The following is a 15,931-nucleotide window of genomic DNA, read 5'->3' as shown; positions in this document are numbered from 1 at the left end:
AGCCCTCAGACTCAGATGGGTACCTCAGAAACATCTTCAATTTTTGCAACAAGCCCACCTATTTATAAGAGTACATCGCAGACGCAGGGAAAGAGTCAAGTTACTCTAAATAATTTTATTAAATGTACAACGGTATTTTAACCATAGAAGCAGTTATTCCAACATTTTGCTATTTCTTCTTCATAACTTTCATCTATAGATTGTATCAATAATCCTAATCTGTCCCTCTGGTTTACCAGGATCAAATTTGCAACTAGTTGAGCTGCTATGGGAAGAAAAATGCTCGGATCTCCTATGCCAGACTTTAATAGCGTATTGGCTGACTCCCCGTTTAGAAGTAAATGAATTTTTTTTCCAGTGCTTTTTACTGTGTATGATGTGACTAAATCTCTATCTTTTTCATCAACTATAACTTTATCTCTTATGATATCGTCTATTTTCAACTCATCGTCAGGGGAGGTAACCGTAGTTATTAATGTATTATTTTTCATCAACGAGTAGTGTGAAGGTTTAAGTGCAGCCGATCCTGTTGCAGATATTATCACGTTACAAGCCTTACATATTTCTTCTATCGAGGAAATATGAAAGCCTAGGCTTGGAGCATTAATGAGCTGTCGATAACTCTTGTCTGCAACTCTGATATTACTAACTCCTCTCCTTCTGAGTTGCTCAGCGACCCCTTTACCTAGTCGCCCGAAACCGACAACCCCAATAGAAAGTTGGCTTACGCTCTTTGCTTTCAGTCCAAAGCAATCTCTTAGTACGTGATCAAGTACATGTGTTACAGACTCTCCAGCTTCTCTATCTGAAGGCTCTTTTAAATAGGAATGCGCCGTGGAAATAATAGGCCGAGTGATACCGTCTTGTTTAGTGTACTTTTTATGTCCGTTATCTGTATATTCGGTGAATCCAAGAAATTGATCGTCTGGAAATTCCTTGCATATTATTTCAGCACTATGTGAGAAGTACCCTCCATGGTCCATGATGATAAACTTCTCTCCTAAAGGAATTACTTTGTTTATGAAATTGATAGCTTCCTTCGAATCCTTTAACTTATTCTTGTTGATATGAGAGGCTACTTTTATACCTATATCCTTGTATTTTTTTATTATGTAACTTCTCCTAATGATTGTTGAATTCTTTGGAATTAGGGCAGCAATTTTGAACTGACTATTTAATGTCTCCACCATTGGGATATCACTGTCATATGAGGGTGCCACCATAATTACATTTACAAGATTTTTAGTATTTTTTACAAAGGGTTCGGTGGCTTTCTTCAGAAAATGATAGCCTTCGCTATTCATAAAATCTGATGAATTATTGAGCTTTAATGTCTGTGCGAAGTTGTCTTCATTTGAGTCTAATATGCTTTTCACTTTACAAATACCTCCATTTAATATGCCAAGATTATAAGCTAGTTATATTGTTTGTTTATTAGCACTTCATTAAATAAGACGTCAGTCACAATACATATATTGAAAGTGATATTTACATGTGTGAAGTTGTTAGATGATACATACTGAGCTACGCTGATTTCTGGTGTATGGAAGAGAAAGGAAGTTGCGGTGTAATCTGTTGATGTAGTTCTCGCCAGAACAATTAACAGAAAGGTACACCGCATGACTGATAATACTGTTGTTTCACTGAATACACCACAAGACCCACTTACAGCAACTGATACGTCAAGGGGCTAGAGATTTGATTGCACAAGCGGTTGAAGCTGAGCTTCAACAGTTACTAGCCCAGCTTGGTAAGGATGCGAAAGGACTCTCAGCCAGCAGCGTTTGTCGTCTCAAGGAGCAGTGGTCTACAGAATACGAACAGTGGCGTAAGCGTGACCTCGGTAAGCGTCGCTATGTTTACGTCTGGGCTGATGGTGTTTACTGTCACGTTAGGACGGACGATAAGCTCTGCTTACTCGTCATCATCGGCGTGGATGACACTGGTCGTAAAGAGGTTCTTGGCGTTCTGGATGGTCACCGAGAGTCTGAAGCCAGTTGGACGGAGCTCATAGAGCAGTTACGAGCACAGGGATTAAAGTTAGCACCTAAGCTTGCCATCGGAGATGGCGCACTTGGCTTCTGGAAAGCCGTGGCTAAATGCTGGCCGCAGGCTGACCAGCAACGTTGTTGGGTACATAAGACAGCAAATGTGCTGAACAAGGTGCCCAAAAGCGTACAGCCACGAATGAAGGAAGCGCTGCAAGATATTTGGATGGCAGAAACAAGAGATGACGCTTATCAGGCCTTCTCAACCTTCCAGAAACGCTTTGAAGCTAAGTATCCAAAGGCAACCGACTGCTTGGTGAAAGATAAAGCTGAAATGCTGGCGTTTTACGACTACCCAGCAGAGCACTGGGTTCATATCAGGACAACGAACCCAATAGAATCGATGTTCGCTACAGTTCGTTTACGCACTAACAAGACAAAGAACTGTGGAAACAGAAAAACCACGTTGATGATGGCTTACAAGTTAATGCTAAGTGCTGAGACGAAGTGGCGTCGCCTACGAGGTTTTAAACTCCTCGCAGATGTAGTGAAAGATGTTCGCTTCATCGATGGAGTGAAAGAAATGGAGAATCACCAACAGGCTACTGCGTGATCTCCATACACCACATTTGACAATAGCTCGAAACATACTCCATGACATTTATAACAATCAGATTATATATTTCTCCCACATTAGATTTGATGAAATTTCAACCATCATTCGATGGGTGGGAAAGCCTTAATTGATATAAAGGATAATAGCATGCTAGAAAACGAAGAAGTAGACAAGCTAATTAAACAGTTGAATTTATTTCCACATGAGGAAGGTGGGTATTTTAGACAAACCTATAAAAGTCAAGATACTGTTCAAACAGAGAGAGAGAATAATGGTGGAGTGCGACGATTTGCTACTAGCATTTATTATATGTTGACTGAAAATAGCCCGATAGGATTTTTCCATAAAAACCTGTCACCTATTTTGCACTTCTATCATTCTGGCGGACCACTAACATACAGGTTTATTCATCCTGACGGGTCAATAGAAGAACATATCTTAGGTCCAGATTTAGAAAGTGGACATAAGCTTCAATTAGTCGCACCTGGAGGTGTTTGGAAGTCCAGTGAGCTTAAACAAGGCTACAATTATGGACTAGTTAGTGAAGTTGTCCTACCTGGCTGGGAACAGTTCGACCGTGTTCTGGCACCCTATCATGACCTGCTCAGCCTTTACCCCGAACATGATGAGTGGTTAAGAAGATTCAGCTACGGTGCCTAACATATGGAAAATACAATAGTAGTTACCGGTGCTTCTCGAGGTATAGGAAAAGCAATTGCGGAGTCTTTCTTATTTAAGGGAACTCACCATGTTATAGCGGTTACCCGCAACGATTTACAAGCGAGTCGGTTGTTGGAAGAGTGGAGTAAGTTTAATTCTGAATGCCTTCTAGAAATCAAAGCTTGCGATTTCTCAGACGAAAAGTCTGTTAGAGAACTTTGTAGTGATTTATCGGATCAGAAAAATATCGAGATCCTAATAAATAATGCAGGCGTGTTTTCTTCGGGCACTCTCGACTCTAGTTATCAAGACGTAATCAATATGACAAAAGTAAACTTCTTTTCTCCATTTTTGCTTACTCAAACGATTAGTAAAATCATGCAGAAAAATAAACGCGGTTATATTTTTAATATAATTAGCAACACGGCCAGAAGGGCATTTCCTGGGATAGGTGCATATAGTGCGTCAAAACATGCACTCTTAGGACTCTCTGAATCATTAAGACTTGAACTACTTTCAAGTAATGTATCCGTGACTAATATTAACCCATCATTCGTAAATACAGATATGACTAGTGACTTCCCTGATATAGCAGACACGGACAAAATACAAACCGACGACATTGTTAAATGCGTTGATTTTTTGCTAACTTTATCTCCGGGGGCAATCATTCCCAACATGGACATTGAGTGTTCTAAACACTATTAATAAAAGAGCCTATCCCAATTTAGGAGTGCAAGGTTGACCTAAATAAAAGGTGACTGAGGATAATAATGCCCCGCAATGTATAGTGGCGTCGTAACAGCCCCTAGAAATGTAAAGTCATTAGGGAAACGATAGCATTCAACATGAACATACTGATTCACTACAGAGAATCGTTAACGGTGTTTACATCATTACTTTTATGAGGGCAAATCTCCCCTCATGCCATATGGCCAGCTAATCATGCTGGCCAGCTTTGGGGCAACACCGTTTTATAGACGCTCAATAAAAGAATGTTGAGCGTCTATTTTTCACTATCGTTTTTTACTTAAAACAATTTTCTTAAATGCTTGTTCGTACTGCTTTAGTGGATAGATAAACATGCTAGGGTCTGCTTTTGACCGAATTAGCCCAGCTTTGATGTAAAACTCTTCTTTACCCTCTACAGACTGAAGAAATAGAGCGTACACACCTACGTCTCGAGACGATAGAAATGCTTGCTTAATCGCTTTACCGAGTAGCCACTTTCCTAAGCCTTGACCACTCATGGATTTATCCACCGCAATCTTGCTCAGTAAGATACAAGAGACTGAACGATAGATCACTTTACGTCGTTCACTGCTCGGTAAGTGTTTTCTATCAAATGAGCTACTGGCTAAAGTAAAATAACCGACGACTTTAGGTGGAGAGTTTGGCTCCTCTGCATCGAGTAGGCATAAGTAGGGTATGGATACTCTACGTTCAAATTCTTTATGCATGTTCTTATGGAGAAAAGTATTGAACTCATCCATGCCACAATCAAACTCAGTGACATCGTATTCGTTGTCAGGATCGAAGCGCTCAATACTTACTTGTTGGTTTTTACCGTCCAAGTGTCCTCCATCGACATATCTATGATTTCTTGCATGAGCTCAGTAGGCTCAGGCGGATTCTCTAACGAGTCCATCACTTCTTCCCACTGATCGGATTCAATCTGAAGTCTTTTATGCTGCTCAATAATTTGCTGAGCCTTATCAGTGGCAGACTCAGAAACAAACTTACTCACCGTGGTATTCGATAGCAACGCAGCTTCTTCCAAGAGCTCTTTTTCAGTAGGAGAAAGCCGAAACTCAACTCGCTCTTTTTTTAGTGCGACCATATTTAACCATTCATGCTGTTTCCAGTATGAACCTCCATATCGATAAATAGAGACATACTTGTGTCTCATTAAAAGTACGGTAAATAACCGTACGTAGTTATTTTGAATTAAAATTTCATACACGTCAATAAAGGTACGGTTATTTGCCGTACTTTAAGTATGTCATTAGGGTATACCTATAGGTCATAGCCTTAAACGGCTTGAAAAACACAGTTGTCATCACTTAAATGGCAGTGTTCATAATGTCATAACTTAAATGGCGGCTCTCCTGCACTCTCAACTTGGGCTTGTTGCAAAAACCTTATCCCCTCAAAACCTTGAATCGTTGACCAAGCCCGCTTTCGGACCTTGAAGCCACCGGTGGCTTCAATAAGCTTTTTGATGCTGCCAGGAAGAATCGATACGAGTGAATTGATAACTACGCAACTTCTTATGTAGGATAGGCCCATAGTGGATAAACCAACGATAAATCGTGGAGCGATTCACGAATACACCGCGTTCGGCCAGCATATCACTGAGGTTTGCGTGGCTCATCGCGGTAGTGCCATACCACCGCACACACCATAAGATCAGTTCAGGGGTGAAATGTCGCTATTTGAATTCAGACTTAGCCATAACGCATTGCTCAATGGTGAATCATAGTTAAAGTCTGACGGGTTGTGAGGTTTTGCAACAAGCCCGTCGGAGACAAAGAGTGAGCTCAGAGAAACCGACATAATAAAAATACAACAAATAACCATTTAGACGTCTAGACGTAAAAATATCTATTGACTTAAATAACAGGACGCCATAGCATCAAAACAGAATTGAGATTTAGTCTCTGGGTGTAGGTTGAAGCATGATAGAAATCAAAAATGTAAACAAGGTGTTCTACCAAGGTAACAAGGAAATTGTTGCTCTTAAGGACATTCATTTAACAATTACAAAAGGGACCATTTTTGGAGTCATCGGTTCATCAGGGGCCGGAAAAAGTACTCTTATTCGCTGTGTCAACATGCTGGAAGCCCCCTCTTCAGGCGCTATAGTCATTGACGGTGTTGATTTAACCACACTTAGCAAAAAGCAATTAAGTGAAGCTCGACGTGATATCGGCATGATCTTTCAGCATTTCAATTTGCTCTCATCGCGTAATGTATTTGATAACGTAGCCCTTCCACTCGAGCTCGCTGGCGTCGCAAAGTCTGATATCAGCAGCAAGGTTACCGAGCTCCTGAGCCTAGTGGGTCTAGCAGATAAGCATGAAAGTTACCCAAGCAACCTCAGTGGAGGTCAAAAACAACGGGTTGCTATTGCCCGCGCGTTGGCCTCAGATCCAAAAGTATTACTGTGTGATGAAGCGACCAGTGCACTCGATCCTGCAACAACTCAATCCATTCTTGAGTTATTAAAAGAAATTAACCGCAAGCTAGAAATTACCATTTTGTTGATTACTCATGAAATGGAAGTGGTAAAAAGTATTTGTCACCAAGTGGCCATCATTGGTGGCGGAGAATTGGTTGAAAAAGGCTCTGTTGGTGAGATCTTTGCTCACCCTAAAACCGAGTTAGCCCATGACTTCATTCGATCAACATTAGACCTTTCCATCCCGGAAGATTATCAAATGCGCTTACAAGCAGTGCGTACAGAAGGCAGTTATCCTTTGGTACGTTTAGAGTTTAACGGCGCGACTGTTGATGCACCTTTGATGACTCAAATTGCCCGAAAATTCAATATCGATGTGAGTATTTTAAGCTCTGATTTAGACTACGCTGGCGGAGTAAAGTTTGGCATGATGGTCGCTGAACTCTTTGGTAGCGAAGCCGACGATAATGCGGCGATTGATTTCTTACGTGAACATAACGTAAAAGTAGAGGTGCTTGGCTATGTCCTTTAATACATTCATTGATTGGCTTGAGCTCAATGGTCAACTTCTTCTTAATGCAACTTGGGAAACGATCTACATGGTCGCCATCGCAGGCTTGGTTGGTTTCGCTATCGGGATCCCACTCGGCGTGATTCTCCATACGACGAAAAAAGGCGGGTTACTGGAAAATACTCGAATCAACCGTCTGCTTGGTGCTGTAGTCAATGTGGGTCGCTCCATTCCTTTTCTGGTTTTAATGGTTGCCATAATCCCTGTCACCAAACTTCTTGTGGGGACTTTTATCGGCACAACCGCTGCCATTGTCCCTCTAACCATTGGCGCGGTCCCTTTCGTTGCGCGCTTGATTGAGAGTGCGTTATTGGAAGTGCCTGCCGGTCTCGTTGAAGCTGCGCAATCTATGGGAGCCACACCAAAACAAATCATTACTAAAGTGCTGCTTCCTGAAGCCTTACCGACTATTGTTAACTCAGTGACCATTACTTTAGTCACCTTAGTCAGTTATTCAGCAATGGCAGGGACTGTAGGCGGCGGTGGTTTGGGCGACGTTGCTATTCGCTATGGCTTCCACCGTTATGATACTGTCATTATGACTGTTACTGTGGTGATGTTAATTCTTTTGGTACAAATCATTCAGTCTATCGGTGACGCTATTGTCCGCCGTGTCGATCACAGATAAGCATTTAAGATTTAAAATTATAAGGAGATATTTATGAGTTTTAGCCTGAAACAATTTTTCGCAGCGGCGACCGTGACTTCAGCCCTTTTCCTAGCGGGTTGTGGTGACAAACCAGCAGACAGCAACACGATCAAAGTAGGGGTAATGGCTGGGGCTGAAGCACAAGTTGCTGAAGTGGCCAAAAATGTCGCCAAACAAAAATACGGTTTGGATGTTGAACTGGTGACCTTTACTGATTATGTAACGCCAAACGCAGCTTTAGATGATGGCTCCATTGATGCTAACGCCTTCCAACATAAGCCATACCTCGAAAAACAAGTCACTGATCGAGGCTACAAACTGGTCACGGCAGGTAATTCCTTTGTTTACCCAATTGCTGGCTACTCCAAGCAAGTCAAATCTGTGGAGGAAATTAAGGACAACGCCCGCATCGCGGTACCTAATGACCCAACTAACCTTGGACGTTCTCTTTTATTACTAGAGCAACAAGGGTTAATTGAATTACGCGAGGGCGCAGGCCTACTTGCGACGGTTCGTGACATCGTAGGCAACCCAAAAAATATCACTGTGGTTGAATTGGATGCAGCTCAGTTGCCTCGCTCTCTTGATGACGTAGACCTTGCAATCATCAATACCACCTACGCCAGTTCTATTAATTTAACCCCGGAACGTGATGGTGTTTTCGTAGAAGATAAAGAGTCGCCATATGTAAATCTGATTGTTGCACGTGAAGACAACGTACAGTCCACTAACGTACAAAATTTTGTTAAAGCGTACCAAACTGAAGATGTGTACCAAGCTGCAAAAGATATTTTTAAAGGTGGTGTGGTAAAAGGCTGGTAAGCCAATACTTGCTCTAAAGCGTCGATTGGCATATCGACACCTGATAAATACCACCCAAGGCCGAGGCATTTATGCATCGGCCTTTTTTTATACTCAAACACTCAATGCAACAAATCGCAATAACTCACAAAAAATGGCAAAAAAAAACAGTTAATCGCATTAAAAATAGAAAGGTAACCTTAATGTGTTAATTTTAAAGGATATTAAGTTGGAATAAATCTTGCTTAATATAACAATATCAATAGAAAACTGAAGTGATGATAGTTTCTGACTAAATAACCTCACGATTCTTAGATATATACCCGAATCTATACCCAAATACCCTCAGATGCTCGCCTTTGGGAGCCTAATGTTGGGTATTACTACTAATATAAGAATAAATTTATCAGGAAGTTACAATGATAAAATGGAATATAAAAGGTAATTCGATAAAGTCTACCGTCTCCCAAAAAAAAGAGGATTGGCAAAATAGCTTTATAGAAAACAACAAACATAAATGTAAATTAATACTGCTTATTATCCCTTTTTTAGTCCTCAGTTTATTGTTTCTTTCCTTCTCTTTAATTGATGATTTAAGTGTAAAACCAAATGATATTTCTCATGCTAAAGAAATATCCCATTATTATCACACGATGAAAGATAAGGGCTATCAATTTAATGATCATCAGCGGCAGGTTTACTCATATTATGACGCTTTTTTTGATAGTAATGGGGAGTACCAATTTTTAAACTACCCACATGCGGTCATTTTTTATGGCTCGGATGCACACCGAGAGAGCTATATTTCCGCAGCGATCTTATCTGCTGTTTTCTTTTTCTTAGCGTTTTGTTTAAGTCTCTTGTTTATCAAATTATTGTCGCTGTTATCCCCAACTCGCTTCAAGCAAATCCGTTTAGTAAAACGACCTTAGGTAACCTGTTACTGAGGCCACTTGGGTATATACTCAAGTGACCTCAAGAGGCATTTCTCTATTTTAAGTGATCCCAAGAAATATTTGAGACAATTCTGCAATCATCACATTTAAAATAAAAGACATCATGTAAAGGTTCATCCAATAACCACTCTCCACCACATTTAGGGCATGGGCGCGCTTTTTCTGTCGCTAAAGACTCACCACCGACTCGATATTGGTAGTAATAGGTAGGGATGTGAGTAAGGTACTCGATTCGTCCTCTAAGGTCCCACCCACGTCGAAACAACACACTGTCCACATCACAGATTTCATGTAATGCGGCATGTTCAGCACGACATCCACCAGCCATCTGAATTTCATCACAGGCTTGCCATTCTGTTTGCCACTTCACAACCGCTTTATGATCACCATTCAATGTTGCGGAATTTCGATATAAAGGGATCGGCAGTAAAGTATCACCGCTACGTAGTGGTGAACAGGTATGCACATAAGTTGTATAGAGTACTTGCCAGCTCGGGGGCGTCTCCTCTGCGGCTTGCTCAGAATTTAAGTCTCGCCCCAATAAACGCATTTTCGGCGCTAACAGAGAAGCTTCCGATAATCGATTCATACACACTTTGACAAAATCAGAATGGTAACGTGGGTGCAAACTGTCTTGTTCTGGACAAACGACTCGGACAAAAAACTCCCCTTCTCCCATCACTATCGGAAATTCACGCCCTAAGACCTGTCCGTTATAGCGTAAGGCATCCATTAAGCCGTTGATCGCCCTATCAACCGCACTCACAGTGGTATTGTCAAAACATTCAAACTGCAGCTCTAAAACGTACATGTTATACCGCCACTTCAAGTTGACTAAGAAAGTCGACAATATTATTGGCAAGAACATCTCGTTTGCTGGTTCCTAAACGTTCCAAGATAACATTGCCCGTCAAGTTACAAATAGAGATCACATCCAACTCAGCTTCTGTCGTCGCAATGAATACCGTTGGCTTCAACTTCCTGCGTCTTTGAGTGACTAAATGACCAAGAATGTTTTCTTGCAAACAAGTAAAGTCCTCATCACTCCACACTTGCAGTAACGTCAGCTCATTACTTTGCCATTTGGCGTTCATATCTGCACTGTATTGGCTACCGTAGAAGGCTTTAATGTCATCGTGAAGCGACAACTCAATCGCGTGTTCAACATTAGAAAAATTTGCCGCAGCTTCACGTAAATAAGGTTTCCACAACACAATCTCACCACGCTTTTCTTCAACGCAAGGCGATACCATATCAGCAAGTATTTCACTGCTCGGTAATTCGTTATTTTTTTCATACCAAGCTTGTTGATAAGACTGGCTAAAGCTCTGTAATGCCTCAATCACGGTTTGAGTCATGATGTCTCCTAATCATTCTCTGCCAGATAGCAATTAATCAGCAGATTAAGTAAAATTCTCACTATTCTAATCCAAAACGATATTAATAGTATGAGCAAATATTCGGATGCTAAAGAGCTTGCTGGCCTAACCTTGGGTAAAAAGACGGAATATGCCAGCCAATTTGATCCTTCGCTTCTTCAACCCGTTCCGCGTAGCCTAAATCGAGATGACCTAAATTTGGGTGATAGCTTACCTTTTGTTGGCTATGATATCTGGACGCTTTACGAGCTTTCGTGGTTGAACAGCAAAGGGTTGCCTCAAGTTGCTCTGGGTGAAGTCTACATTCCCGCGACCAGTACCAATTTGATCGAATCCAAATCATTCAAGCTGTATTTAAACAGCTATAACCAAACCCGCTTTGCGAGTTGGGAAGAAATCACTCAGCGTTTAACTCAAGATCTATCCGCCTGCGCAGGTGAGCAAGTGCTGGTCAACGTTTTTCCAGTCACTCACTACACTGATCAACCGATTGTCACCATGGATGGAGAGTGTATTGATAACCAAGACATCGAAATCAGTGATTATCAGTTTAACCCAGAGCTCTTAGACAATGCAGCCGAATCAGAACAAGTTGAAGAAGTGCTGCATAGTCACTTATTGAAGTCTAACTGTTTGATCACTAACCAGCCAGACTGGGGCAGCGTCGAAATTCGTTATCAAGGCAACAAGATAAATCGAGAAAAATTATTGCGCTATTTGGTGTCGTTCCGTGAACATAACGAGTTTCACGAACAGTGCGTTGAACGCATCTTTTCCGATCTAATGAAGTATTGTCAGCCAGAAAAACTAACGGTCTTTGCTCGCTATACAAGACGCGGCGGCTTAGATATCAACCCTTATCGCTCTTCATATCAAGACAAACCTCTACATAATCACCGTCTTGCACGTCAATAATCAGTCAAACGCCCAATGAACCATTGGAACAGCGGGCGTTTTTATCTACAATTCAATCAAATAACTGCATCACAATACCACTCAAAGGAAATCCAAAGATGTTTTGCAACCGTTCGCGTCTCTTATCGTTCCTCGGCTTATTTTGCCTGCTACTCGCTAGCCCAAGTTACGCAACGATTTTGTCTTCAGTGCTACTTAATGAAGCTCAAAAACTCACTGAAGTCGATCCTGAACAAGCAAAACAAGCCGCGCAAAATTATTTACTACAGCGAGAAATGACTGAACATGCAGACAGCAGCCCTTCGTCAATATCACGTGATGAATCGGATCACCGTACTCGCACCCCACGCAGCACAATAGATGCACATCGAGTGATCGCCCAAGCCAGTTATCAGATGGGTAATGTTCGCCGCGCCATCAACCACCTTGATGAAGCCGAAAAGCTGGCTAACGAGTACCAACTGCCCTACACCAATATAGATATTCAACTTGAGCGAAACCTCATTATTGCGCTATCTGGACATGACTATCCGCGCGCCGAAAAAACGCTCAATAGTATCGAAGAGCAGTTCAATATTCTCAGCCCTTCTTCAAAACACATCAGTAAAATACGCTATCGATTACTGATGCAAAGAGCACTTCTTGCCAGTAAAAGCGGTGATATCCCGCAAGCAGAGACGTTATATGAGCAAGCCAAAGTCATGTTGGCGAATGAATCATCAGACGCCGAGCAGATTGATTACTACACCATCTTAGGGGAATTTTACCTTGATAATAAAATGTACAATCGCGCACTGGCAGAATTATTGTACGCGTATTGGCAGTCGATAGAACATGACAGCAGCACTCGCTTAGCTAAAGTCAATCATCTCCTTGCCCGCCTATTCCAAGGGCGACAAGTTTATGACAAAGCACTCATTTCTCTCTCTCAGGCAGCAGATTTTTATGACAGCTACCCCAGTTCCCCTCTTTTAGCCGAAGTACTTGAGCAAATGGGAGATATCTATTTCTACCAAGGTAAATTCAACCTTGCCTTAGTGCATTACTTTAATGTTTTGGATCATGAACATACCAGTAAGGATATTACTAAAGCGATTAAGATTCGTTTAAGCCTAGCCGCAACTTACTTACAACTTTACAACTACGCCCTGGCAGAACAATACCTTGATCGAGCTACCGATCTCATGGCACGTACTGACGCCTCAGAGTTGGATGCCAAAGCCGCTCTCCTGCAGTCTGGATTAGCTTATCACCAAAATAACAGCAAAGACGTGATTCGTTTTGCGCAGCAGGCCTTGAAACTTGATAACCAAGACTCAGAAGAAAGCGATTTCGTTAGACAGCAATCCTATCGCCTTCTCGCCTTAGGTTATGAGCAAGCGGGTAAATATTCATTGGCACTCGAAGCACTAAAAGAATACACCGACCTCGTCCGTCTAGAGCAAAAAAGACTAAACCAGATCAGCGAGGATGCTTTCCGTCAGCAAAAAGAGTTTGCCGAACAAAGTATTCACTATAATAGTCAGTCAGAACAGTTACTTGAGGTAGAGTCTGAGTATCGTAAATTTCAAAACATTGCATTTGTTCTTTTCCTTATCGTCTTAGTGATGCTCTTGCTTACCATGCGCCGAAGTGTTTTGCTTCAACGCCATGCAAAAACCATAGAAAAGCTACGTAGTGATTTATTCACTCATTCTCGTTCTCGCCTACGTAATTTACGTATGCTGAATGCCAAACTTTCTCACTCATTAAAGCGCTCTAGCGATATTTTTCAGCAATGGCAAATGGGGGAACTCATTCATGAGCCACTCAATGACCGCTTGCGTTTTGTTATGATGGACCTGCCTTTTTTACGCAGCATGTATGTTGATCATGGTTATACCGCAGGTCTAGAGCTAGAACGTGCATTTGGTGAATTTTTAGCCGAGCGAATCAAGCAACCCGCTCGTATCTATCACTTCTCAGATGCGAACCTTTTGTACATTGAACCTAATGCCGATAGAGACGCTTCTGCCAAGGCAACATTTGAGAAGTTTCAATTTTGGATAGACGAGTTTGCAGCACAACATCAAGTCAATAATACCATTCGTATGGGGATCAGCGATTACCCGTTCTTACCTCGTGCCTACACTGCGATTAATGATGAAGAGTTGCTCGATTTATTACTCATGGCCACTTACCTTGCTAGAGAAGTAAGTTTGAAAGACCGCAGAAGCCACTGGATATTTCTAAAAGCAATAGACAATGCACCTGCTGCAAGCTTTGTCGGCGGAGATATCAGGACTGCATGTCGACATGCCATCAATCAGGGGCTTATAAAAATTCATTCTTCTTATCAGAATGAGGACGACATCAAAGATATATTAAAAAGTGATTAATTTCCCATTACTTATCGAAGATGCATGATGACGATAAAACGTTTTTTGTTATTATCTTAGATTCCGTTCAGACACTCGTTTATGATCTATCCTCATGGGCATCTTGGAATCAGACCTTCAATCACAACTTCGTCACTTGAGTTGCCAATTAGAACAGCTCAAGTTGACCCATAGGGACGCATCGCTCAAATTTCAGCGTGAACAACATATCCTTAAACGTTTGGTCATTTCAGTGATAACGGTACTTGAAACGACCTCTGATGAGTTTCCACCTCAAGCTTCATTTTATCTCACCAAAATACAGCAAGGACTTGAGAATCAAACCGACATCAGCCTATTGTTGCCACATTTAACTGTTTTAGAGAGCCAGCTTAAACATCATAAACAGGGTATTGAAAGGCAGCGCCGTTTATTCAACGAAAAGCTCCAACACAGCGCAAATTCACTACTAAAAAAGACGGGGTCGGCTCCAGAGCTCAGTCATAATATTCGAGCTATCCTGAGTGCATCATCAGACAAAGCTTACCCGATTCAAGAACATGCTCTCAAACTTATTGCACTCTATGATCAGGCGCTAAAAATACATACAGAAACCGTTGATAGTGGTAGTGGTAGTGAAAACCACTCTCTATTTACAGCACATAATGATTTAAACGACTTAATTGATGCACTGCAACATACCATTACTGAACTGGATTTTGATGGTGAGTTTGGCCCACAACTTTTAGACATTCGAAGCCAACTTTTACTGGGAGTAAATAGCGAAACTCTATTAGAACTGACCTTGAAGACCTTAAAACTGGTTGTCGAAGCGACCAGAAATGAACGACATCTCAGCCAACAGTTTTTGCAAAAGTTGACCCTATCAATTTCGAGTAGTTTAAATACTGCGATACACAATGAAGCACTCTATTTGAACACATTTGAGCATCGTCAGGGCATCAATAACGAGATGAGACATTTGATTAATCAAAGTCAGCAAGCATTAGAGCACTCGCAAAACTTGGATGAATTGCAAGTTCAAATGACGCCACTTCTAACCAATTTGGCATCCCTTAGCCAACGTTTAGAAAGGTTAGAAAGCCGAGAACGCAAACTACAAGAGCGCTTGCAATATCACAAACACCAGACCGAAATCGTTTTAGAAACGACACAAAACTTTCATCGTGCTTTAGAGGCGCAAACCCAGCGCACACTTTACGATCCTCTGACTAAAATGCTCAATAGATCCGCGTTCATTCAACGTTTAGAGTCAGAATATCAACGCTGGGTCCGTTCCCAATGCCATCTACACCTAACGCTATTTGACATAGATAAATTCGCTGCCATTAATAAGCACTACGGCCTAAAAGCGGGCGATAAAGCACTGAAGATTATTGCCAGAACCATGCATAAGCACGTCAAAGAAAAAAACGTTCTCGCTCGATTTAATGGAGAAGAGTTTATGCTGCTCATGATCGATGAAACAGAAGACCGCAACTTATCGATTGTGACCAATATCCAACAAGAGATCCGTCAACTCCCTTTTCGATTTCGTGAACAAGATATCATGATAACGTTGACTGCGGTTACCACAACGTTTAACAACAGCGATACCCCAGAAAAAGTCTTAGAGCGCCTAACCAGCCAGCTTGAGGAAAGCAAACAAATCACGCGACTTACTCACGAATAACTTCACCCAAATTAAACAGCAGTGGAGTACGGCTAGGCTGTTTGTTTGCATGAATATATTGCTTGTTGGCACGGACATATTAATACCATGGTGTTTCAACACTTCAAGCCATTGACTTACTTAAAATAAATAAACACCTTAACCTACTGATTTTGAAATTGTCTG

General features: G+C 41.5%; 14 protein-coding genes and 2 pseudogenes. 10 read left to right on the top strand and 6 right to left on the bottom strand.

Annotated elements, in window-relative coordinates; all coding sequences use genetic code 11:
• Positions 1 to 137: 137 nt before the first annotated feature.
• Positions 138 to 1,376, bottom strand: a complete 1,239-nt coding sequence (locus BS333_RS03390) for an NAD(P)-dependent oxidoreductase (RefSeq protein WP_021709166.1) — start codon at positions 1,374 to 1,376, stop codon at positions 138 to 140.
• Between the two features lie 243 nt (positions 1,377 to 1,619).
• On the opposite strand from BS333_RS03390, the pseudogene BS333_RS03385 reads away from it, so the two are divergent.
• From BS333_RS03385 to BS333_RS03375, 3 genes and pseudogenes are all read left to right on the top strand, one after another.
• Positions 1,620 to 2,601, top strand: a pseudogene (locus BS333_RS03385) (IS256 family transposase).
• A gap of 150 nt (positions 2,602 to 2,751) precedes the next feature.
• Positions 2,752 to 3,264: a cupin domain-containing protein gene (locus tag BS333_RS03380; RefSeq protein ID WP_021709168.1), complete on the top strand. Its 513-nt coding sequence runs from the start codon at positions 2,752 to 2,754 to the stop codon at positions 3,262 to 3,264.
• 3 nt (positions 3,265 to 3,267) lie between these two features.
• Complete coding sequence (locus tag BS333_RS03375) at positions 3,268 to 3,972, top strand: SDR family NAD(P)-dependent oxidoreductase (RefSeq protein WP_021709169.1); 705 nt, start codon at positions 3,268 to 3,270, stop codon at positions 3,970 to 3,972.
• Positions 3,973 to 4,280: 308 nt separating this feature from the next.
• Here BS333_RS03375 and BS333_RS03370 read toward each other — a convergent pair whose 3' ends face one another.
• The 3 genes and pseudogenes from BS333_RS03370 to BS333_RS03360 form a co-directional block, all read right to left on the bottom strand.
• Positions 4,281 to 4,838, bottom strand: a complete 558-nt coding sequence (locus BS333_RS03370; protein ID WP_021709170.1) for a GNAT family N-acetyltransferase — start codon at positions 4,836 to 4,838, stop codon at positions 4,281 to 4,283.
• Positions 4,814 to 5,173 carry a type II toxin-antitoxin system TacA family antitoxin gene (locus tag BS333_RS03365; protein WP_227739183.1) on the bottom strand — a complete coding sequence of 120 codons (360 nt, stop codon included), beginning with the start codon at positions 5,171 to 5,173 and terminating at the stop codon, positions 4,814 to 4,816. The genes BS333_RS03370 and BS333_RS03365 overlap by 25 nt, the downstream gene beginning before the upstream one ends.
• Before the next feature lie 300 nt (positions 5,174 to 5,473).
• Positions 5,474 to 5,677: pseudogene (locus BS333_RS03360) on the bottom strand (IS6 family transposase); the annotation flags it as partial.
• Between the two features lie 265 nt (positions 5,678 to 5,942).
• Here BS333_RS03360 and metN point away from each other — a divergent pair.
• The 4 genes from metN to BS333_RS03340 all read left to right on the top strand — a co-directional run bounded on the left by metN (position 5,943) and on the right by BS333_RS03340 (position 9,398).
• On the top strand, positions 5,943 to 6,977 hold the full coding sequence (gene metN, locus BS333_RS03355) for a methionine ABC transporter ATP-binding protein MetN (RefSeq protein WP_021709173.1): 1,035 nt from the start codon (positions 5,943 to 5,945) through the stop codon (positions 6,975 to 6,977).
• Complete coding sequence (locus BS333_RS03350; RefSeq protein WP_021709174.1) at positions 6,967 to 7,644, top strand: methionine ABC transporter permease; 678 nt, start codon at positions 6,967 to 6,969, stop codon at positions 7,642 to 7,644. The genes metN and BS333_RS03350 overlap by 11 nt, the downstream gene beginning before the upstream one ends.
• Positions 7,645 to 7,677: 33 nt before the next feature.
• Positions 7,678 to 8,487, top strand: coding sequence for a MetQ/NlpA family lipoprotein (locus BS333_RS03345; RefSeq protein WP_021709175.1), 810 nt, complete (start codon positions 7,678 to 7,680; stop codon positions 8,485 to 8,487).
• A gap of 398 nt (positions 8,488 to 8,885) precedes the next feature.
• Positions 8,886 to 9,398 (top strand): hypothetical protein, encoded by a 513-nt coding sequence (locus BS333_RS03340; protein ID WP_021709176.1) that lies wholly within the window; start codon positions 8,886 to 8,888, stop codon positions 9,396 to 9,398.
• Positions 9,399 to 9,456: 58 nt separating this feature from the next.
• On the opposite strand, the gene BS333_RS03335 is transcribed toward BS333_RS03340, so the two are convergent.
• Complete coding sequence (locus BS333_RS03335; RefSeq protein WP_021709177.1) at positions 9,457 to 10,233, bottom strand: Zn-ribbon-containing protein; 777 nt, start codon at positions 10,231 to 10,233, stop codon at positions 9,457 to 9,459.
• A gap of 1 nt (position 10,234) precedes the next feature.
• Positions 10,235 to 10,780 carry a SecY-interacting protein gene (gene syd, locus BS333_RS03330; RefSeq protein WP_021709178.1) on the bottom strand — a complete coding sequence of 182 codons (546 nt, stop codon included), beginning with the start codon at positions 10,778 to 10,780 and terminating at the stop codon, positions 10,235 to 10,237.
• 90 nt (positions 10,781 to 10,870) lie between these two features.
• Here syd and queF point away from each other — a divergent pair, with 90 nt between their 5' ends.
• The 3 genes from queF to BS333_RS03315 all read left to right on the top strand — a co-directional run bounded on the left by queF (position 10,871) and on the right by BS333_RS03315 (position 15,766).
• Positions 10,871 to 11,716: an NADPH-dependent 7-cyano-7-deazaguanine reductase QueF gene (gene queF, locus BS333_RS03325; RefSeq protein WP_021709179.1), complete on the top strand. Its 846-nt coding sequence runs from the start codon at positions 10,871 to 10,873 to the stop codon at positions 11,714 to 11,716.
• A gap of 98 nt (positions 11,717 to 11,814) precedes the next feature.
• Positions 11,815 to 14,094: a tetratricopeptide repeat protein gene (locus BS333_RS03320; protein WP_021709180.1), complete on the top strand. Its 2,280-nt coding sequence runs from the start codon at positions 11,815 to 11,817 to the stop codon at positions 14,092 to 14,094.
• Positions 14,095 to 14,188: 94 nt separating this feature from the next.
• Positions 14,189 to 15,766, top strand: coding sequence for a GGDEF domain-containing protein (locus BS333_RS03315; RefSeq protein ID WP_021709181.1), 1,578 nt, complete (start codon positions 14,189 to 14,191; stop codon positions 15,764 to 15,766).
• Positions 15,767 to 15,931 lie beyond the last annotated feature (165 nt).

Origin of the sequence: Vibrio azureus (genome assembly GCF_002849855.1) — a bacterium.
In the GTDB taxonomy this organism is placed as follows: domain Bacteria; phylum Pseudomonadota; class Gammaproteobacteria; order Enterobacterales; family Vibrionaceae; genus Vibrio; species Vibrio azureus.
Note: the sequence above shows the minus strand (reverse complement) of the source record. Positions and strands in the feature narration are given on the sequence as shown.